The organism is Actinophytocola sp. KF-1 (genome assembly GCF_054661535.1).
The window spans coordinates 201,311-219,173 of the sequence record NZ_BAAFVK010000002.1; the positions used below are offsets into that span (position 1 = coordinate 201,311).

Below are 17,863 nucleotides of genomic sequence, written 5' to 3' on the forward strand. Positions count from 1 at the left end.
GAGGACCCCCCGGAGGGAAACCCAGGCAAGGCAAACCGACAAGCCCAGGGCAGACCCATCCGGCCTTGACGGGACCCGAACCCGGAGTTCACCCCGACGCCAACTCACCGGCGGGGCCCACCGTCGGGGAGATGACGATCTTGCCCTTGGACAACATGACGGGTTCGGATTTGTGCTGAAGCGGAGTTGGGGCTTGCGGCGAGACGGGTGCGCGCTTCGCGAAATCGCGGCCGATGCGGACCCACCCGTTCCCGGGGGCCACCCGCCATGCCAGTCTACCGGGTGGGGGCGACAGCGGTGGGGTTGTCGATCTTGCTTGTGGACAGGTCAGCGAATTCGGGTTTGTGCTCAAGTGCTGCGGGGTTTGCGGTTCGCGGCGTGACGGGGGCGCGGATCGCGAAAATCGCGGCCGATGCGGACCCCACCCGTTCCCGGGAGCCACCCGCCATGCCAGTCTACCGGGTCGGGGTGACGGTCGGGGGCGTGACGATCTTGCCTGTGGACAACTCGGGATTTTCCGTCAGGGGCTCAAGTCGTCCGGTGGGTCGGGGTGGTGCCGGTGCTGACGAACTCGACGCGCTTCGCGGTCGAGACGGCCTGGTCCGCGTACCTTTCGTAGAAGCGGGCCACCAGGGCGAGCGTCGTCGCGGTGGGGACGTCGTAGGTGGCCGTGTTCGCGGTGATCGTGGCCAGGACCTTCGCGTGCAGCTCGTCGACGGTGCGGTCGGTGGCGTCCAGTTCGGCGAAGGCGCCCGCGCACGGGTCGGTCACGTGGGTCACCAGCTTGGTGGCCATGTCGGCGGTGATCGCGCCCAGCCGGCCGAAGGTGTCGCGCAGTTCGTCCGGCACGACGTGGGCGGGGTGCACTCGGCAGGTGGTGTTCGCGATGTGTTCGGCCAGGTCGCCCATGCGCTCGATCTTCTCGGCGCAGTAGATGGCGGACAGGACCACGCGCAGGTCGGTCGCCACCGGGGCCTGCAGCGCCAGCATCTGCTGCGCCCGCTCCTCGCACTGGTCGCGCATGCTGTCCAGTTCCGCGTCGGCCGCGAGCACGCTCCTGGCGGCGTCGAGGTCCGCCGACAGCAGGGCCTCCGTCGCCTGGCGCATGGCGGTTGCCGCTCGCTCGCACATCTTCGCGAGCAGCGCGCGCAGTTCGGCCAGATCCGCGTGGAACGATTCCCGCATCGCGTCACCTTTCCCGACGTGGTGGCTTACCCCGGCCGCGGTCGTTCCATGCGTCACCACCGTGCGGGCGGGGGTGGCCCCGACCAGACTCGAACGCATGCGCGTGGTCACACAGAACCTGCTCGGCCATCACATGGACTGGCCACGCCGCCTCCCGGCGGCCGCCGACTGGTTCCGGCGCCTCGACCCGGACGTGGTGACGCTCCAGGAGACGATCGCGACCGGCGACTACGACCAGGCTACCGAGGTGCTCGGTGACGGCTACCACGTCACCCACCACCCGCTGCGCGAGCCGGACGGCTCCGGCATCTCCATCGCCAGCCGCTGGCCCATCGGCGTCGTGCGCGAACTCGACCTGCAGGTCGGGCCGCGCACAGCCGACTTCGCCGCCGGTGCGCAGATCGCCGACATCCACTGGCCCCACAGCGAGACGCCGCTGCTCGTCGTCAACCACAAACCGTCGTGGGCCACCGACCTCGAGTACGAGCGCGGCAGACAGGCGGTGCTCACCGCCGGGTTCGTCGAAGAACTGGTCGAGCGGAGCGGCCAGCACGTGATCCTCGCAGGCGACATGGACGCCATGCCCGACGCCGAGAGCATCCGGTTCTTGCGCGGCCTCCAGGCCCTCGACGGCACGAGCGTCAGCTACCGCGACGCGTGGGAGCTCACCCACGGTGACGAGCCCGGGCCGACGTTCGCGCCGTCACTCGTGCCGATCATCGAAGAGCACTGGCAGACGGATCTCGACCGCAGGATCGACTACATCTTCATCCGCTGCGGCCGCGCCGGGCCGACACTCAGAGTAATAGACTGTGCACGAACGTTTGACACACCTGTGGACGGGGTATGGCCCAGTGACCACTGTGGGTTGGTCGCGGACTTCGCTCCTGGCCGGTGACAGGTGAACGGCGGTAACGGTAATGCTCGAAAAGGCGACGTACGGGTTCGTGGAGCCGACAGAATCCCAGCTCATCGCCCTTTTCGAGGCGTGGCGCCAGGACATCGACTCCGAGCCGTTCGCCTACGAACACGAGTGGGCGGGTGTGGACGCCCCTCGGTTTCGCACGTTCACCACCTGGGCACACCGCCAGCATGGATCACAGCCGTGCGCCTGTCCTGGAGGCCCTCCAGGCATTCCGTGACCGCGGTTACATGCCGTTCAACCCGCCCGGGCACCGGCAGGGCCGCGGCGTGGACCAGCGGGTGCTCGACGTCGTCGGGCGCGACGTGTTCGCGAGCGACGTCATCACCATCAACGGGCTCGACGACCGGACCGTCTCGCAGGGGGTGCTCGCCAAGGCCCAGGAGCTGATGGCCGACGCGGTCCACGCGGACCACGCCTTCTTCTCCACGTGCGGCAGCTCGCTGTCGGTCAAGAGCGCCATGCTGGCGGTCGCCGGGCCGGGGGAGAAGCTGCTGGTGGCGCGGCAGTCGCACAAGTCGGTGATCTCCGGGCTCATCATCTCCGGCGTCGCGCCGGTGTGGGTGCGGCCGAACTGGGACGCCGGCCTGCACCTGTCGCACCCGCCGTCGGCCGACGAGGTGCGGAAGCGGTTCACCGAGGAGCCCGACGCCAAGGGCATGCTGCTCGTCACCCCGACGGACTACGGGACGTGCGGGGACATCGAGGCGATCGCCGCCGTCTGCCACGAGTTCGGCAAGCCGCTGATCGTCGACGAGGCGTGGGGCGCCCACCTGCCGTTCCACCCCGACCTGCCGCCGTGGGCGATGGACGCGTCCGCCGACCTCTGCGTCACGAGCGTGCACAAGTCCGGCGCCGCCGTCGAGCAGAGCTCGGTGTTCCACCTCCAGGGCGACCGCGTCGACCCGGCCGTGCTGAAGGCGCGGGAGGACCTGCTCGGCACCACCAGCCCCACGTCGCTCGTGTACGCGACCCTCGACGGCTGGCGGCGGATGATGGTCGAGCACGGCGAGCGGCTGCTGGGCGCCGCGCTGGCGCTCGCGCACCGGACCCGCGCCGCCTTGTCCGATGTGGACGGCGTGGCGGTGATGGGCGACGAGTTCACCGGACCGGAGCTCGCCCGCTCGATCGACCCGCTGAAGATCGTGATCGACGTGTCCGGGATGGGGATCAGCGGGTACCAGGCCGCGGACTGGCTGCGGGAGCACCAGCGCGTGACCGTCGGGCTGTCCGACCACCGCCGGATCGTGGCGCAGCTGACCGTCGCCGACGACGAGGAGACCGCCGGTGTGCTGGTCAGCGCAGTGCGGGCACTGGGCGAGGCGGACCTGCCCACGCCGCGTCCCGTGGACCTGCCCGCGCCCGCCGACCTGGAGCTGGCGACCGCCATGCTGCCGAGGGACGCGTTCTTCGGCGAGACCGAGCAGGTCGGCGCCGAGGACGCGGTGGGCCGGATCTGCGCGGAGATGATCACGCCGTACCCGCCCGGCGCGCCCGCGGTGCTGCCGGGCGAGGTGATCACCCGGGAGGTCCTGGACTACGTGCGGAGCGGGCTCGGCGCGGGGATGCAGATCCCGGACCCGGTGGACGCGGAGCTGAAGTCCGTGCGGGTGGTCGCACGCTGAGGACGAGCAAGGCCACGGCGAGGAATGGCGGGTCCGGCGCGGATCACGGGGTCAGGTACTCCGTGAACGTGATGGTGCCCGCCGGGTTGGCGGGCACGAGGTTGGCGCCCTCGCGGTAGCCGCGGAACACCCGGCCCGGGAAGGACAGCGCCACGATCCGGGCGCGCTTCCCGACCGCGTCCAGGTAGTCGCCCGCCAGCTCGCGGAAGGTCTTGATCTCCGGCCCGCCGATGTCCGGGACCCGGCCCCGCGGGTCGCCCGCCGCCAGGTCGGCGAGGTGGGAGGCGACGTCGCGGACGTCGATCGGCTGGACCCGCACCGCCGGGACGGGCATGACCGGCAGCTTCGCCGCGCCGGCCAGCAGCGTGCGGACCAGGTCGTGGAACTGGGTGGCGCGCAGGATCGTGTGCGGCCGTTCGGCCACGATCCGCTCGGCGGCGAGCTTGCCCCGGTAGTAGCCGAGCGGGATCCGGTCGATGCCGGCGATCGAGATGAACAGCAGGTGCCGGACGTCCGCGGCGGCGTCGACCAGGTTGCGGGCGGCGACCACGTCCCGGCGGCCGCGGAGCGTGGTGGCGAGGTGCAGGACGGTCCCGGCGCCGCGCAGCGCCTCGCCGAGGCCGCGACCGGTGACGAGGTCGGTGCCGGTCCGGCGGCTGAGCACGCGCACGTCGTGACCGCGTGCGGTCAGCTCGCCGACCACCGCGCGGCCGAGCGTGCCCGTGCCGCCGGTGACGAGAATCGGTGTCATGCCATCAGGAACCGGCGACGAACGTGGCGGTCAGGTTGGTGACCACCTTCGCGGGCCACGCGCCGGGGTGGGCGGTGGCGGCGCGGTCCCAGCGCAGGCAGGCGGCCCGCACGATGTCCTCGGTCTCGGCGGCGGAGCCGAGCAGGCGGTCGGCGTGCCCGAACAGCGTGGTCCGGTGCCCTTCGAACTCGGTGGCGGGGGCCATGGGGGCCAGTGTGCCAGGGCCTGGCCGCGGCCTCCGGCCCCCGGAATCCAGCGTACCGGCGGGCACCGACAGCGGCGGGCGCTCTGACCGGGGTTGTCCACAGCGGTTGCGTTCGGCTTCCTGCGGGGGCTCGATTTCGGGAACTCGCTCCTCGGAGGGCCTGCCTCGCGGGTCTCGCTGTTGGGGGCTTCGCGCCTGGGGATCCGTCTCCGGGAGGTTTCGCCGGTTGGGTGCTCGCCTCTGGGCGTCTCGCCGTCGGAAGTTCGCCGGTGCCTGTCGCGCCGGGCGCAACGGCCGGAAGGGGGCGGCCTCCGGCCCCCGGAATCCAGCGTACCGGCGGGCACCGACAGGAATGGCCGCCGACGGCTGGTTGTCCACAGGGGTGTGTCAGCAGGTCGTCGGCAGGAGGGTGAAGGCGCTGCACACGTCCTGCTTGTACGGTTCCGCCTGCCACTCCGCCGGTTGCAGCACCCGCGACTGGTCGAACGGCGTGAAGGTCCACGGGCCCACGTAGACGTTCTGGCGCCACGTGTTCTGCTGTTCGAACGTGATCGCCTGCTGGACCGCCTTGCCCTTGTACGGGGACCACTCCGGGTAGGTGCCCCAGTTCGACAGGACCGCCATGCGGCCGCACAGCGTGTCGCAGTTCAGGGCCGCCGGGTCGATGGTGAAGCGGTTGCCGTGGACGTCGACGCGCTGGGTCTTCCAGCGGCAGTCGTCGCGCAGGGGTTTCTGGTTGATCGCCGGGGCGGAGCAGTCGTGTTCCTTCGCGACCAGGCGGGTGCAGTGGCCTGCGGACGTGTTCGCCGGGCTGTTGCAGAAGCGGTCGGCGTTCTCCCACAGGGTGATGCCGGACCAGTTGTCCTCGAACGTGTTGTCGTGGATGTCGATGCGGTCGGTGCGCGCGGCCACCCTCGGTTCGCCGCCCGACTCGGAGATGTAGACGGTGCCCACCGGGAAGTCGTCGCCGCGGTCGGCGAACCTCCTGCCCTGCACGAGGGTGTTGCCGCGGAAGACGTTGCCGCGGATCTCCGCGTTGTAGCTCGTCTCGTAGAACAGGGCCTCGGCGTCGTTGTTCTCGACGAGGTTGTGCTCGATGAGGAAGTCGTTGTTGTTCGTGTCGGCCCACAGGCCCGCGCCGCGGTTGTCGTGCACCCAGTTGCCGCGCACGTCGGCACCGTCGACCGCCCAGAACTTCACGCCGCCGGTGCAGCCGCAGCCCGGGGTCTGGTTCTCCCAGTCGTCGGTGTTGTTGCCGGTGATCTCGTTGCCCTCGACCACGAGGTCCCGCAGCCCGCCGCGTTTGTAGGCGTTCATGCCGTACTGCCCGTTGTCCCGCAGGCAGTTCCCGCGCACCACCTGCCCGTTGCCCGCCATCAGCGCGGCGCCCCGGTTGTCCTCGATCGTGGTGTTCTCGATCAGCCAGCCGTCGCCGGAGTCGTGGTTCACCACGCCCTCGTCGCGCGGGGCGGCGAAGTTCCGCACCGTCAGGTCGCGGAGCACGACGTCCTTCGCCTCGCCGGTGAACGCGTACCGGTTGTTGTCGCGGCCGTCGAGCACGGCGCCCGGCGCGCCGAGGTAGACGTTGCCGTTCTTCGGCAGCACCTGGCCGAACTCGTCGTCGCCCAGGGTGTGGGTGCCCGGGGCCAGCCAGAACGTGGTGCCCGCCGGGTTCGCCGCCGTCGCCCGCTGCACGGCGTTGTCCACCGGCTCGACCACCACCGCGCCCTCGGGCGGGGTCGGGTGCCCGGGGACGATCCGGTCGCACACGGCCCACTCGTCGTCGGCTGCGGGCGCCGCAGCGGCCACAGGGGACAGTCCGGCCAGGACCAGGGCAGCCGCCAGCGCGACGGGAACACGTGCCATGCGGCAAAGCTAGGCAGCCGGTGGCCTCGTGTCGTCACCCGGAAGCGTTGTCCTTCGGGCGAATCTCGCCGATCCGGGCCATGATGTCCGCGCACCCGAAGAAGATCGACTGTGGAGAGCCATGCTGAAGATCGACCGTGACCGCTCCGGCGACGTCCGCGTCACCTTCGTCCTGCGTCCCGGCACACCGCGCGGCCGGGTGAGCGTCGTCGGGGACTTCAACGAGTGGCGGCCCGGCGTGCACGAGCTGCGCCCGCGCAGCAACGGCACCCGCTCGGTGTCCGTCACCGTCCCCCACGGCGCCGAGATGCGCTTCCGCTACCTCGGCGAGGGCGGCCACTGGTGCAACGAGACCGAGCACCCCGACGTGCGGCAGGTCGGCGAGGACAGCGTCGTCGTCGCGCTCCCCGCCGCGAGAAAACCTCGCTGAACTGTCGAGATCCGGGCGGTCCGTTCGTCATCCTCTGTGTGCGCACCCGAGGAGGAGACGTGCAGTACCTGCTGCTGATCTACAACTGCGACCGCCCGGAACCCGGTGACCCGGGCTTCGAGGAGGCCCTGGCCAGGGTGAACGCGTTCGCCGACGAGTGCCGTCGGCGGGGCGCGTTCGTGGCGGGCGACCCGCTGACCAAGGACGGCGCCGCGACGACGGTCGCCGTCCGCGACGGCCGGACCATGATCACCGACGGCCCGTTCCTGGAGACCCGCGAGTTCCTGGGCGGCTACTACGTCCTCGACTGCCGCGACCTGGACGAGGCCCTCGAACTGGCCGCCATGTGCCCGCTCGCGGCGGTGGGCACGATCGAGGTCCGGCCCGTCGTCCGGGTACCCGGTGTCGACCACCACGTCGGCTGAGGTCGAGCGGGTCTACCGGGAGCACCGGGCACGCATGCTCGCGGCACTCCTGCGCGCGGTCGGCGACTTCGAGCTGGCCGAGGACGTGCTGCAGGACGCGTGCGCCCTCGCGCTGCGCCGGTGGGCGGACGGCGTGCCCGGCGACCCCGTGGCGTGGCTGCTGACCGTGGCCCGCAACCTGGCGATCGACCGGCTGCGGCGGGCGCGCGCGGGCCGGGAGAAGGAGGCGGCGGTGCCACCCACCCCGGACTTCCCGGCCGAGGAACGCCTGGTCAGCGTCGGTGACGAGCGGCTGGCCCTGATCTTCACCTGCTGCCACCCCGCCCTCGCGGAGGAGGTGCGGGTGGCGCTGACGCTGAACGCGGTGGTCGGGTTGACCGCGGCGCAGATCGCGCGGGTGTTCCTCGTCGGCGAGGCCGCGCTCGCGCAGCGGCTCGTGCGGGCGAAGCGGAAGATCCGCGACGCCGGGATCGCGCTCTCCGTGCCACCGGACCACCGGCTGCCGGAGCGGCTGGCCGGGGTGCTCGCCGTCGTCTACCTGATCTACACCCACGGCTACCCCGGCGACGACGACCTGCGTGCCGAGGCCGTGCGGCTGGCGAAGCTGGTCGCGGCGCTCATGCCGGACGAGCCGGAGGCCATGGGGCTGGTCGCGTTGCTGCTGCTCCACGAGTCCAGGGCCGCGGCGCGCCGCTCGCCGGGCGGCGACCTCGTGCTGCTCGCCGACCAGGACCGCGCGCGGTGGGACCACGGCATGATCGCCGAGGCGGTCCGGGTGCTGGCACGCGCTCTCCGGCACGGGGCCGTGGGGCCGTACCAGCTGCAGGCCATGATCGCGGTCCAGCACACGCGCGCACCGGCCGACTGGGCGCGGATCGCCGCGTTGTACGAGGCGCTGCTCGCGCTGGCGCCGACCCCGGTGGTCGCGCTCAACCACGCGGTCGCCGTCGCCGAGACCGAGGGCCCGGCGGCCGGGCTCGCGCTCGTCGACCGCATCGACGGGCTGGAGAACTACCACCTGTGGCACGCCACCCGCGCCGACCTGCTGCGCAGGCTGGGCAGGCGTGCCGACGCCGCGGCCGCGTACCGGCGCGCACACGACCTCGCCACCGACCCGGCCGAGCGGCGGTTCCTCGCAGGCCGGCTACTGGAGACCACATGAGACTGTCCTGCCTCGACCACGGGCACCGGCTGCGTGCCAGGCTGTTCCTGCGGATGACCTCCCGCGACGCACCCGACGTGGTGCGGATGCTGTTGTACCGGCCCGGCTTCTTCGCGCGGCCGCTGCTCGCGCTGACGGTCGAGGCGATGCGCGGCCCGTCGTACTGGACGGTGGGGGAACGTGAGGACATGGCCCACCGGGTCGCGGAACGGCACCGCTGCCCGTTCTGCATCGACTCGCACGCCGAGATGACCCGCCTCGCCGGGCACGACCCCGCCACGACCCGTTCCCTCGACGACGCGCCACCGGAGGCGCGGCGGGAGGCCGCGCGGGTGCGGCTCGTGTGGGACGTCGTGAACCGGCTCGGCAACGCGTTCGGCTTCACGTTGCGCGGCGACCAGCTGCACAGCGGCACGAAGGCCCTGCACAGGTTCGGCTACCGCTTCCCCGGGTTCCTGCTCGCGGGCGGCACGGACGCCGGGCACGACGACCCCGTGGCGAACCTGCGGTACGCCGTCTTCGCCGCTCCGGCCGTGACCACGCCGGAACGGCGCCGTGCCGCCGCGACCGGCGAGGGCCTCCCCGAACCCTGGGCGTCCTACACCGCGCTGGTCCGCGACGCCTCGTACCGGATCACCGACGAGGACGTGGCGGGCCTGCCCGGCACCGAGGACGAGGTGTTCGAGCTGACCGTGGCCGCCGCGGTCGGCGCCGCCCTGAAGACCTACGACGCCGACCGCGACTAGGTCAGGCCCGGCCGAGGAACGCCAGCATGCGGGTCTGGTCGTCGGCGTCCGGTGCGGCCGCCAGCTCGGGCCCGAAGAACCCGGGCCGCCGGACGACGTGCTCGCGTGCCCAGTCGAACGACGCCGCCACCAGCGGCGGCGGCAGGTCGACCGGCAGGCCGAGCGCGTGCCCGATGTCCCAGGTGTGCGCCGTGAGGTCGGTGACCAGCAGGGCCATCAGGCCCACGACCGGGACATCACCCATTCCGGTGATGGTGGCCGTCCGGCCCAGTTCCGCGCCGGACGGCACGAAGCGGGCCGACCGCCAGGCCGCCACGGGGTCGTCGCCCGCCATCACCGCCGGGTGGGGCATGCCCGGGGCGCCGTCGCGTGCCGGGTCCGCACCGCCGGTCGCCCACGCACGCAGCTGGTGCTGGCCCCAGACGGCGTGGCCCGCGACGTCGCGGACCGTCCATTCGCGGCACATCGACGGCCGGTCCCAGCCGTCCGGGGGCACCGCCGCCAGCATCGCGCCGAACTCGTCCTGTGCTCGTGTGTACAGCTCCATGCACCGAGGACGAACGGGCCCGGCGCGACTCGACATGTGACATGGTGGATGTCGTGACCGACGACGTTCGTGCCCTCGCACGGCACTACTCCGAAGCGGCGGACACCTACGAGCGCACCTGGGCAGGCGCCCTCCACCCGGTCAGCCGCAAGCTGATGGAACGGCTGCCGCTGGCGGGGGCGCGCCGCGTCCTGGACGTGGGCACCGGGGTCGGGACGCTCCTCCCCGCGCTGCGGGAGGCGGCGCCGGACGCGCTCGTCGCCGGGATCGACCGGTCGCCCGGCATGATCGCGCGGGCGCCCGCCGACTTCCCGCGCGTGATCACCGACGCGACCCGGCTGCCGTTCGCGGACGGCGCGTTCGACGTCGCCGTGGCCGCGTTCATGCTGTTCCACCTGCCCGAGCCCGCCGACGGGCTGCGGGAGGCGCACCGCGTGCTCGCCGACGGCGGCGTGCTCGGCCTCGCGACCTGGGGGCCGGACCAGCAGATGAAGGCCGTCGACGTCTGGCTCGAGGAGCTGGACCGGCACGGCGCGCCGCGGGAGGAGTCGCTGCTCGCCAACCACGACGTGGTCGACTCGCCGGAGAAGGTCGCCGAGCTGGTCACCGCGGCGGGGTTCGTGGACGCGGACATGCGGGCCGTCGACTGGGAGTTCCGGCCGACGCGCGAGGAGTTCGTGGTGCGCTACACCGGGCTCGGGTACCCGGCGCGCCGGTACGCGGGGCTGCCGGAGGCGGCACGTGCGGAGTTCCTCGAGGCCGCCAGGGCCCGGCTGGCGCAGCTGGGGCCGGAGGACTTCGTCCAGCGCCGGATGATCGTCACCGGGGTCGCGACTGCCCGACGTTCGGCGGCTTGACGCGAAACTTACTCACGAGTACATCTTGAGGCGGCCCGGACCAACGGAGGTCGCCATGCGCCGTCGACGTCTGCTCGGATCACTCGCCGCGGTGCTCACCGCCGCCGCGCTCGGCCTGCCGGTGCCCAGCGCACAGGCCGCGCCACCGGATGTCGCCGCGCTCGACGGTGCGTGTGTCGCGCTCAAGGCGCCGAGCGGCAAGTTCGTGGTCCGCAACGCGCTGGGCGGCTACCAGGCCACCGGCGGCGCCGCCTCGCAGCCGTTCCGGCTGCAAGGCACCGGTCCCGCGACCTACCTGCTGTACGGCACGGGCAACGACTTCCTCGGCCAGGGCCTCGGCACGCTGGGCGTGCTGACCGCACGTGCCGCGAGCGCCGACACGAACTGGCGGCTGACCGCCGCCGGGGACGCGGTGACGATCACGGCCGTCGCCGCGAACCGGCAGCTCGCCGTGGACCCGCTGCTCAAGACGCTCGCGCTGCGGTCCACCGCCACCCCGTTCACGCTCGTGCCGGCGGCGGGCTGCGCGACCGCGCCCGAGGCCGAGCTGAACATCACCGGCGAACCGTTCACCGGCACCGTGAACGGCGAGGTTCGAGGCCTCGCCGACCTGCACAGCCACCTGACCGCGTACGAGTTCATCGGCGGCGACATCCACTGCGGCGCCCCGTTCAGCCAGTACGGCATCACCGCGGCGCTCGTCGACTGCCCCGACCACGAACCACACGGCCTCGGCGCCTGGTGGGAGAACCTCGCGGGCGGCGGCTACCCGACGTTCACGCACGACACGACCGGGTGGCCGACGTTCAAGGACTGGCCCAAGCACAACTCGTGGACCCACGAGGCCATGTACTACCGGTGGCTGGAGCGCGCCTGGCGCGGCGGCCTGCGGGTCTACACGAACCTGTTCGTGAACAACGAGGCCCTGTGCCGGATCTACCCGATCAAGTCCAACCCGTGCGACGACATGGCGTCGATCCGCCTGCAGGCGCAACGGATCCACGAGCTGGAGGACTTCATCGACACCCAGCACGGCGGGCCCGGCCGCGGCTGGTTCCGGATCGTGCGCGACCCCGCGGAGGCCCGGTCGGTGATCGAACAGGGCAAGCTCGCGGTGGTGCTGGGTGTCGAGGTGTCGCAGCCGTTCGGGTGCGGCATCCGCAACGGGACCCCGCTGTGCGACCGCGCGGACATCGACGCGGGCCTCGACGAGCTGTACGACCTCGGCGTGCGGCGGATGTTCGTGTGCCACAAGTTCGACAACGCGCTGTGCGGCGTGCGGTTCGACGAAGGCGCCGCCGGCACGATCATCAACGCCGCCAACTTCGCGTCCACCGGCCGGTTCTGGCAGGTCGAGCAGTGCCCGACGGCGGCGCACGACAACACCATCCAGTTCGAGAGCGACCTGCTCTCCGGTCCGCTGGCGGCGCTGCTGCCACCCGGTGTGACCCTCCCCGTCTACCCGAGCGCACCGCACTGCAACGTCAACGGGCTCACCGAGCTGGGCGCGTACGCCATGCAGGGCATGATGGACCGCGGGATGCTCATCGACATCGACCACATGAGCGCCAAGGCGACCGGCCAGGCGCTCGACCTGCTCGAGTCGCGGAACTACCCGGGCGTGATCTCCAGCCACTCGTGGGTCGACCCGAGCTACTACCCGCGGATCTACGCGCTGGGTGGCATGGCCGTTCCGTACGGCTGGGGCACCGAGCAGTTCCTCGGCGAGTGGCGGTCGATGAAGGCCGCGGCGGGCCCCGGCGCCGACTTCGGTTTCGGCGCGGGCTTCGACACCGGCGGGTTCGGCCACCAGCCGCCGCCCCGCCCCGGCTCTGCTGTCCAGTACCCGTTCACCACGTTCGACGGCGGCTCCACTGTGGACCGCCAGCGGACGGGGGAGCGGGTGTTCGACGTGAACACCGACGGGCTCGCGCACTACGGCCTGCTGCCGGACTGGCTGGAGGACCTGCGGATCGTCGCCGGACCGGACGGGCAGGCCGTCGTGTCCGACATGAGCAGGGGCGCGGAGGTGTACCTGCGGACCTGGAGCCGCGTGGCCGGGCCCTGATCGGGTAATCATGGAGGCATGGCTGTCACCGCCCATGCCGAGACCGAACGCAAGTACGAGGCCGCCCCGCGCACCGAGCTGCCTGCGTGGACGGACGTCCCCGGGGTCAGCGAGGTGCGCGGGCCACGCACGGAACACCTGTCGGCCGTCTACTTCGACACCGCCGACCAGCGGCTCGCCCGGTACGGCGCCACGCTGCGCAGGCGCACGGGTGGCGAGGACGCGGGCTGGCACCTCAAGGTGCCCGCCGGGCCGGACTCGCGCACCGAGCTGCGGCTGCCGCTGGACGACCGGCCGGAGCGCGCGACGAACGCGCCGCCGGACGAGCTGGCGGACCTGACGACCGCGATGACCCGCGGCGCCCCGCTGCGCCCGGTCGCCCAGCTCAAGACGCACCGCCGCGTGTGGGACCTGCTGGGGGACGGCGGGCGGCCGCTCGCCGAGGTGACCGACGACCGGGTCACCGCGACCCGGCTCGACGGATCGTCCAATGTGGAGGAATGGCGGGAGCTGGAGGTCGAGCTGGCCGACCCGGCCGCGCACGGCGTGCTGGCGGGTGCGGAGAAGGTGCTCCGCAAGGCGGGCATCAAGCGGGCCGGGCACAGCTCGAAGCTGGGGCGGCTCGTGCCGCCGCCCGCGGCCGTCGCGTTCGACGCGAAGGGCACCGCGGGGGAGGCCGTGCTCGCCTACGTGCGGGCCCAGTACGACGTGCTGGTGCGCCAGGACCTGGCCGTCCGCCGGGAGCAACCCGACGGTGTGCACCGGATGCGGGTCGCGGCGCGTCGGCTGCGGGCGGCACTGCGCGTGTACCGGCGCCTCCTGCCGGACACGTCGCGCCTGCGTGCCGACCTGCGGTGGCTCGGCAGGCGGCTCGCGGACGCGCGGGACCTGGAGGTGCAGGAGGCGCACCTGACCTCGGCCGTGGCCGCCCTGCCCGCGGAACTGGTCGTCGGGCCGGTGTCCGCGCGGCTGACCAGGCACTTCTCGCCCGCGGCCGCGGCGGCGCAGGAGGCCGTGACGGCCACGCTGGCGGACAGGCGGTACCGCCGCGTGCTCGACGACCTCGCGCGGCTACTGGCCGACCCCGACCTGCCGAAGCGCGCGTCGCGTCCCGCGGCGAAGGAACTGCCGAAGCACCTGCGGCGGGCGTACCGGAAGACGAAGCGCCGCCTGGCGGACGGCACGCTGCACCGCGCCAGGAAGGCGGGCAAGCGGTACCGGTACGGGCTGGAGGTGGCGGAACCGGCCGTCGGCACGCCGGCGCGCACGGCACGGAAGCGGGCGAAGGACTTCACCAAGGTGCTCGGCGAGCACCAGGACGGCACGATCGTCCAGCCCGTGCTGCGTGACCTGGGCATGCAGGCCCACATGGCGGGCGAGAACGGGTTCACCTACGGGCTGCTGCTGGAGCGGGAACGGGCCCGTTGCGCGCGCGTGGCGGAGGTGTACCCGGCGTACTGGCGGCGTTTGCGGAAGGCGCGCCCGTGGAATGCATGAGGCATGCATGAGTCACGTCTCGCGAACCTGCTGGGGGCCTGCGGCCTCGCGGTCGCCGACCTGACGCTGCGGAACGTGACGACCCGGCTGAGCGCGAGCGGCGCCGCCGCGGTCGTGGTGCTGGCGTCCGGGCCGGTCAGCGGCACCGAGCTGGGCAGGCAGGTCGGGCTGACGCAGTCGGCGGCCACCAGGCTGGTCGACACGCTGGTCAGCGCGGGGCTGGCGGAACGGTCGTCGCGGGCGGGCCGGGTCGTGCTCGTGGGTCTCACCCCCGCGGGCCGCCGCGCGGCGGAGGAACTGCTGGCGGCACGGGCGGTGGTGCTGACCGACGTGTTGTCGGCCCTGTCCGCCGACGAGCGGGCGCGGCTCGGCGGGCTGCTGGAGAAGCTGCTCACCAGGCTGTACGGGGACATCGGCAGCGCCGACCTGCTGTGCAGGCTGTGCGACCGGGCCGCGTGCACGACCGGCGGGACCTGCCCGGTCGGCCAGGCCGCGCGGAGCTGACGTGGGTGCGCTGCTCGCGCTCGCGTCGGCGCTGGCGTACGGGGTCGCCGACTACGTGGGCGGGGTCCTGTCCCGCCGCGCGCACTTCGGGACCGTGGCGTTCGCCGGCCAGGTCGGCGGGCTGCTGTTCGTGCTGGCGGTGGCGCCGTTCGTGCCCGCCCACGTCGGGTGGGACGGGCTCGCGTGGGGTGCGCTGTCCGGGGTCGGCACCGGCGTCGGCATGCTGTTCCTGTACCGCGGCATCAGCCGCGGCGCCATGTCCGTCGTGGTGCCGGTCAGCGCGGTCGGCGGGGTCGCACTGCCGGTGCTGGTCGGCGTGGCACTGCTCGGTGACCGCCCTTCCGCGCTCGCGTGGGCGGGGATCGTGGCGGCCGTGCCCGCGTTGTGGCTGGTCGCGCGCACCCCGGGGCCCGCGAAGCCGGCGGGGCTGACCGACGCGCTGCTCGCCAGCGTCGGCATCGCCGTGCAGTACCTGGCACTGGCCCAGGCCGACGCGGGCCTGTGGGCGGTGGTGGCGGGCCGGGTGGCGGCCGCGCTCGTGGTGCTGCCCGCGGTGCGACGGCCGGTGACGGCAGTGGCGCCCGCCGCGGCGTGCGGTGCCATGGCCGCGCTCGCGCTGACGTGCTACCTGCTCGCGACGTGGCACCAGCTCGTGACCGTGGCGGTCGTGCTGTCGTCGCTGTACCCGGCCATCCCGGTGCTGCTCGGGGTGACGCTGCTGCGTGAGCGGTTGAGCGGGTGGCAGGTCGCCGGGCTGGCCGGGGCGGGCGCCGCGATCGGGTTGCTCGTCATCGGGTGACGGCCTCTGACCTGCGGCTTGTGGAGAATGTAGTCAGGACTTAGCCACGTGTCCGATCATCAGCCCCGGTGTGCCGGGGCCCTGGGGGTGCCCCGGCGCACCCCGTTCTGCCGGTGGCCCGGGGGCGTGCCCGGGGCCTTGGCGTGGTGACCCGGTGTGCTGCCGCCCGGGGTTGCGGTGTTCCCGGCTCCGTGGGTGGTGATGTCGCGGCGTGATCAGGCCCGCTTCGCGGGCCGGGCATGGGCGCAGGCGCGCAGCGATAGTTGCCTTCCAGGACAGCCGGGCCCGCGCTCGCACAGCCGAGCCCACCCCTAGCCGAGCCCGCCCACGGCCAGGCCGTGCCGGACAAAACAGGTGCGGTCGTCGCTGGTGCGGCAGTTCGCCGCGTCGTTGGGGCTCGACTGCGTGTCGTTGCTGGGTACGCAACTCGCGCCCGAGGACCTCATGGGGGTGCCGAGGATCGTCGGCGGGCGCAGCCAGTTCTGCCCGCCAGAGCAGATCGCGCGGGACACCCCTGGTTCGACGAGCACGTCCGCGTCCCGGAACCGAAGCGCAGTCACGCACGGGCGTCGCGACGTCAGTCCGCCACCCCGGGCAAGCTCCGGCCGGAGGACCTGTCACAGCGCGCGATGTTCGGCGTCGTGCTGGACACGTCCGGGTCGATGGACACGCAACTGCTCGGCAAGGCACTGGGTGCGATCGCGTCGTACGCCATGGCACGCGACGTCCCGGCCGCCAGGGTCGTGTTCTGCGACGCGGTCGCCCACGACGCCGGCTACCTCGCCCCGTCCGACATCGCGGGCACCGTGAAGGTGCGCGGCCGCGGCGGCACCGTGCTGCAGCCGGGGGTGCGGCTGCTCGAACAGGCGCCGGACTTCCCGGCCGGCGGCCCGCTCCTGGTGATCACCGACGGCGTCTGCGACGTGGTGCGGGTGCGCCGCGAGCACGCGTTCCTGATCCCCGCCGGTGTGCGGCTCCCGTTCACCCCGCGCGGGCCCGTGTTCCGGGTCAGCTGACCGGGTGCACGGCGCCACTGGACAAAACATGGACACATCGGCGGAATCCCGGACCGGTTCCGGCGATCGCTTGCCGAGGGTCAAATGCCGTGGGCATCCTGAATGGAACGACTTCGGGGGTGAGCAGCATGGCGGACGAGCAGGCCACCGACGAGCACAAGACGATCTGTGCGGTGGACATCGAGGGCTTCGGCGGCGGTGACCGGACCCGGCCGAACTACGTCGCACTTCGCGAGGGCATGTACGCCGCCGTCGAGGACGCCTTCCACCGGTCGGACATCCCGTGGGAGAACTGCTACCACGAAGGCGCGGGCGACAGCATCCTCGCGCTCGCCCCGTCAACTGTCGGCAAGGCGACGTTCGCCGCGAACCTGCCGACGGCACTTGTCTCCGCCCTGCGGGCGCACAACGCGGAACACCCGCCGGAGGAACGGCTACGGTTGCGCATGGCACTGCACGCGGGCGAGATCACCCGGCATGCCCGCGGCGTCACCGGCACGGCCATCATCCACGCCGCCCGCCTGCTCGACGCGCCGCCGCTCAAGGAGGCGTTACGCACCTCGACCGGCCTGCTCGCCGTGATCGCCTCGGCCTGGTTCTACGACGAGGTCATCCGCCAGCGCCCCGAGAACGCCCCGGAGGAGTACGTGCGGTTCGACGTGACCGTCAAGGAGACCACCGGGATCGGCTGGATCCGCCTGCCGGACGGGGCACGCCCGGAACCGCCGGGACCGCGCGAGATCGAGAAGCGCGAGGAGACCGCGCCCGCCAACGGCGGCACGTCCTTCGTCGTGGTCACGCCGGTCATGCGACCGGCGTCGCCGGAGTTCTACCAGGTGGTCGACGCGATCGAGGCGATCCCCTGCATGCAGGGCGAGCACAGCCGTTCGTTCGTCATCGACCAGCTGCGGTTCGCGGGCGCCATCCGCTACTTCCCGAACCGCAGGGCGCACGTCACGAGCATCCTGCGCACCTGCCTGGACTTCGAGGACGGCGTCGTCCAACTGGTCAGCGCGATCTCCGAACAGGAACCGAGTGGCTCACTGCCGTTGAACCGCCTCGTCTCGTTGCTGGGCAACGGCACGTAGGGGCCCGGGGACTGGACAAATCAAGGACAGATCGCGCTTCCGGGGAGATCGGCCGCGCCGCGGCTTGCCGACGTGAAACGGCGTGGGCATCCTGGACGAACCTGCCCACGAGGCGCAACATGATCGCTATCCTGCGCCCGCGGGACGTCCAGCGCGGTGGTGCGGGAAGG

General features: G+C 72.5%; 19 protein-coding genes. 13 read left to right on the top strand and 6 right to left on the bottom strand.

The window, feature by feature from the left end:
- Positions 1-528 precede the first annotated feature (528 nt).
- Positions 529-1,185, bottom strand: coding sequence for a phosphate signaling complex protein PhoU (gene phoU, locus ACYQ77_RS06725; RefSeq protein WP_459708509.1), 657 nt, complete (start codon positions 1,183-1,185; stop codon positions 529-531).
- A 97-nt stretch (positions 1,186-1,282) separates the two neighbouring features.
- On the opposite strand from phoU, the gene ACYQ77_RS06730 reads away from it, so the two are divergent.
- Both ACYQ77_RS06730 and ACYQ77_RS06735 read left to right on the top strand, forming a co-directional pair.
- Entirely contained in the window at positions 1,283-2,083 is an 801-nt protein-coding gene (locus tag ACYQ77_RS06730) for an endonuclease/exonuclease/phosphatase family protein (RefSeq protein ID WP_459708511.1), read from the top strand.
- A 194-nt stretch (positions 2,084-2,277) separates the two neighbouring features.
- The gene (locus tag ACYQ77_RS06735) at positions 2,278-3,732 is read left to right on the top strand and encodes an aminotransferase class I/II-fold pyridoxal phosphate-dependent enzyme (protein WP_459708512.1); all 1,455 of its coding nucleotides are present in this window, start codon (positions 2,278-2,280) and stop codon (positions 3,730-3,732) included.
- Positions 3,733-3,775: 43 nt separating this feature from the next.
- Here ACYQ77_RS06735 and ACYQ77_RS06740 read toward each other — a convergent pair whose 3' ends face one another.
- From ACYQ77_RS06740 to ACYQ77_RS06750, 3 genes are all read right to left on the bottom strand, one after another.
- Positions 3,776-4,483 carry an SDR family oxidoreductase gene (locus tag ACYQ77_RS06740; RefSeq protein WP_459708514.1) on the bottom strand — a complete coding sequence of 236 codons (708 nt, stop codon included), beginning with the start codon at positions 4,481-4,483 and terminating at the stop codon, positions 3,776-3,778.
- A gap of 4 nt (positions 4,484-4,487) precedes the next feature.
- Positions 4,488-4,688 carry a hypothetical protein gene (locus ACYQ77_RS06745; protein ID WP_459708516.1) on the bottom strand — a complete coding sequence of 67 codons (201 nt, stop codon included), beginning with the start codon at positions 4,686-4,688 and terminating at the stop codon, positions 4,488-4,490.
- A 387-nt stretch (positions 4,689-5,075) separates the two neighbouring features.
- Positions 5,076-6,554, bottom strand: coding sequence for a right-handed parallel beta-helix repeat-containing protein (locus ACYQ77_RS06750; RefSeq protein WP_459708518.1), 1,479 nt, complete (start codon positions 6,552-6,554; stop codon positions 5,076-5,078).
- 121 nt (positions 6,555-6,675) lie between these two features.
- Between ACYQ77_RS06750 and ACYQ77_RS06755 the strand changes: the two genes are divergently transcribed.
- From ACYQ77_RS06755 to ACYQ77_RS06770, 4 genes are read left to right on the top strand one after another with little or no spacing between them, the layout of a single operon-like run.
- Positions 6,676-6,984, top strand: coding sequence for an isoamylase early set domain-containing protein (locus ACYQ77_RS06755; RefSeq protein ID WP_459708520.1), 309 nt, complete (start codon positions 6,676-6,678; stop codon positions 6,982-6,984).
- 59 nt (positions 6,985-7,043) lie between these two features.
- The gene (locus ACYQ77_RS06760) at positions 7,044-7,409 is read left to right on the top strand and encodes a YciI family protein (protein ID WP_459708522.1); all 366 of its coding nucleotides are present in this window, start codon (positions 7,044-7,046) and stop codon (positions 7,407-7,409) included.
- A complete protein-coding gene (locus ACYQ77_RS06765) occupies positions 7,387-8,571 on the top strand; it encodes an RNA polymerase sigma factor (RefSeq protein WP_459708523.1) in 1,185 nt (394 codons plus the stop codon). The genes ACYQ77_RS06760 and ACYQ77_RS06765 overlap by 23 nt, the downstream gene beginning before the upstream one ends.
- A complete protein-coding gene (locus ACYQ77_RS06770; RefSeq protein ID WP_459708525.1) occupies positions 8,568-9,317 on the top strand; it encodes a carboxymuconolactone decarboxylase family protein in 750 nt (249 codons plus the stop codon). The genes ACYQ77_RS06765 and ACYQ77_RS06770 overlap by 4 nt, the downstream gene beginning before the upstream one ends.
- Before the next feature lies 1 nt (position 9,318).
- On the opposite strand, the gene ACYQ77_RS06775 is transcribed toward ACYQ77_RS06770, so the two are convergent.
- On the bottom strand, positions 9,319-9,864 hold the full coding sequence (locus ACYQ77_RS06775) for a TIGR03086 family metal-binding protein (RefSeq protein ID WP_459708527.1): 546 nt from the start codon (positions 9,862-9,864) through the stop codon (positions 9,319-9,321).
- 53 nt (positions 9,865-9,917) lie between these two features.
- On the opposite strand from ACYQ77_RS06775, the gene ACYQ77_RS06780 reads away from it, so the two are divergent.
- From ACYQ77_RS06780 to ACYQ77_RS06800, 5 genes are read left to right on the top strand one after another with little or no spacing between them, the layout of a single operon-like run.
- A complete protein-coding gene (locus ACYQ77_RS06780; RefSeq protein ID WP_459708529.1) occupies positions 9,918-10,721 on the top strand; it encodes a class I SAM-dependent methyltransferase in 804 nt (267 codons plus the stop codon).
- 55 nt (positions 10,722-10,776) lie between these two features.
- Complete coding sequence (locus tag ACYQ77_RS06785) at positions 10,777-12,789, top strand: hypothetical protein (RefSeq protein ID WP_459708531.1); 2,013 nt, start codon at positions 10,777-10,779, stop codon at positions 12,787-12,789.
- A gap of 18 nt (positions 12,790-12,807) precedes the next feature.
- Positions 12,808-14,286, top strand: coding sequence for a CYTH and CHAD domain-containing protein (locus ACYQ77_RS06790; RefSeq protein ID WP_459708533.1), 1,479 nt, complete (start codon positions 12,808-12,810; stop codon positions 14,284-14,286).
- A gap of 3 nt (positions 14,287-14,289) precedes the next feature.
- A complete protein-coding gene (locus ACYQ77_RS06795; protein WP_459708535.1) occupies positions 14,290-14,790 on the top strand; it encodes a MarR family winged helix-turn-helix transcriptional regulator in 501 nt (166 codons plus the stop codon).
- A gap of 1 nt (position 14,791) precedes the next feature.
- Entirely contained in the window at positions 14,792-15,589 is a 798-nt protein-coding gene (locus tag ACYQ77_RS06800; protein WP_459708537.1) for an EamA family transporter, read from the top strand.
- A 311-nt stretch (positions 15,590-15,900) separates the two neighbouring features.
- Here ACYQ77_RS06800 and ACYQ77_RS06805 read toward each other — a convergent pair whose 3' ends face one another.
- Positions 15,901-16,149 (bottom strand): hypothetical protein, encoded by a 249-nt coding sequence (locus tag ACYQ77_RS06805; RefSeq protein WP_459708539.1) that lies wholly within the window; start codon positions 16,147-16,149, stop codon positions 15,901-15,903.
- A gap of 81 nt (positions 16,150-16,230) precedes the next feature.
- Here ACYQ77_RS06805 and ACYQ77_RS06810 point away from each other — a divergent pair, with 81 nt between their 5' ends.
- Both ACYQ77_RS06810 and ACYQ77_RS06815 read left to right on the top strand, forming a co-directional pair.
- Positions 16,231-16,605 (top strand): hypothetical protein, encoded by a 375-nt coding sequence (locus tag ACYQ77_RS06810; protein WP_459708540.1) that lies wholly within the window; start codon positions 16,231-16,233, stop codon positions 16,603-16,605.
- A 128-nt stretch (positions 16,606-16,733) separates the two neighbouring features.
- Positions 16,734-17,693, top strand: coding sequence for an effector-associated domain 2-containing protein (locus ACYQ77_RS06815; RefSeq protein ID WP_459708542.1), 960 nt, complete (start codon positions 16,734-16,736; stop codon positions 17,691-17,693).
- Positions 17,694-17,863: the final 170 nt, after the last annotated feature.

Excerpts from the sequence above, each read along its gene's own strand:
- phoU (WP_459708509.1), bottom strand. The coding sequence starts at position 1,185 with ATGCGGGAATCGTTCCACGCGGATCTGGCCGAACTGCGCGCGCTGCTC.
- ACYQ77_RS06730 (WP_459708511.1), top strand. The coding sequence starts at position 1,283 with ATGCGCGTGGTCACACAGAACCTGCTCGGCCATCACATGGACTGGCCA.
- ACYQ77_RS06735 (WP_459708512.1), top strand. The coding sequence starts at position 2,278 with ATGGATCACAGCCGTGCGCCTGTCCTGGAGGCCCTCCAGGCATTCCGT.
- ACYQ77_RS06740 (WP_459708514.1), bottom strand. The coding sequence starts at position 4,483 with ATGACACCGATTCTCGTCACCGGCGGCACGGGCACGCTCGGCCGCGCG.
- ACYQ77_RS06745 (WP_459708516.1), bottom strand. The coding sequence starts at position 4,688 with ATGGCCCCCGCCACCGAGTTCGAAGGGCACCGGACCACGCTGTTCGGG.
- ACYQ77_RS06750 (WP_459708518.1), bottom strand. The coding sequence starts at position 6,554 with ATGGCACGTGTTCCCGTCGCGCTGGCGGCTGCCCTGGTCCTGGCCGGA.
- ACYQ77_RS06755 (WP_459708520.1), top strand. The coding sequence starts at position 6,676 with ATGCTGAAGATCGACCGTGACCGCTCCGGCGACGTCCGCGTCACCTTC.
- ACYQ77_RS06770 (WP_459708525.1), top strand. The coding sequence starts at position 8,568 with ATGAGACTGTCCTGCCTCGACCACGGGCACCGGCTGCGTGCCAGGCTG.
- ACYQ77_RS06775 (WP_459708527.1), bottom strand. The coding sequence starts at position 9,864 with ATGGAGCTGTACACACGAGCACAGGACGAGTTCGGCGCGATGCTGGCG.
- ACYQ77_RS06785 (WP_459708531.1), top strand. The coding sequence starts at position 10,777 with ATGCGCCGTCGACGTCTGCTCGGATCACTCGCCGCGGTGCTCACCGCC.
- ACYQ77_RS06790 (WP_459708533.1), top strand. The coding sequence starts at position 12,808 with ATGGCTGTCACCGCCCATGCCGAGACCGAACGCAAGTACGAGGCCGCC.
- ACYQ77_RS06795 (WP_459708535.1), top strand. The coding sequence starts at position 14,290 with ATGCATGAGTCACGTCTCGCGAACCTGCTGGGGGCCTGCGGCCTCGCG.
- ACYQ77_RS06815 (WP_459708542.1), top strand. The coding sequence starts at position 16,734 with ATGGCGGACGAGCAGGCCACCGACGAGCACAAGACGATCTGTGCGGTG.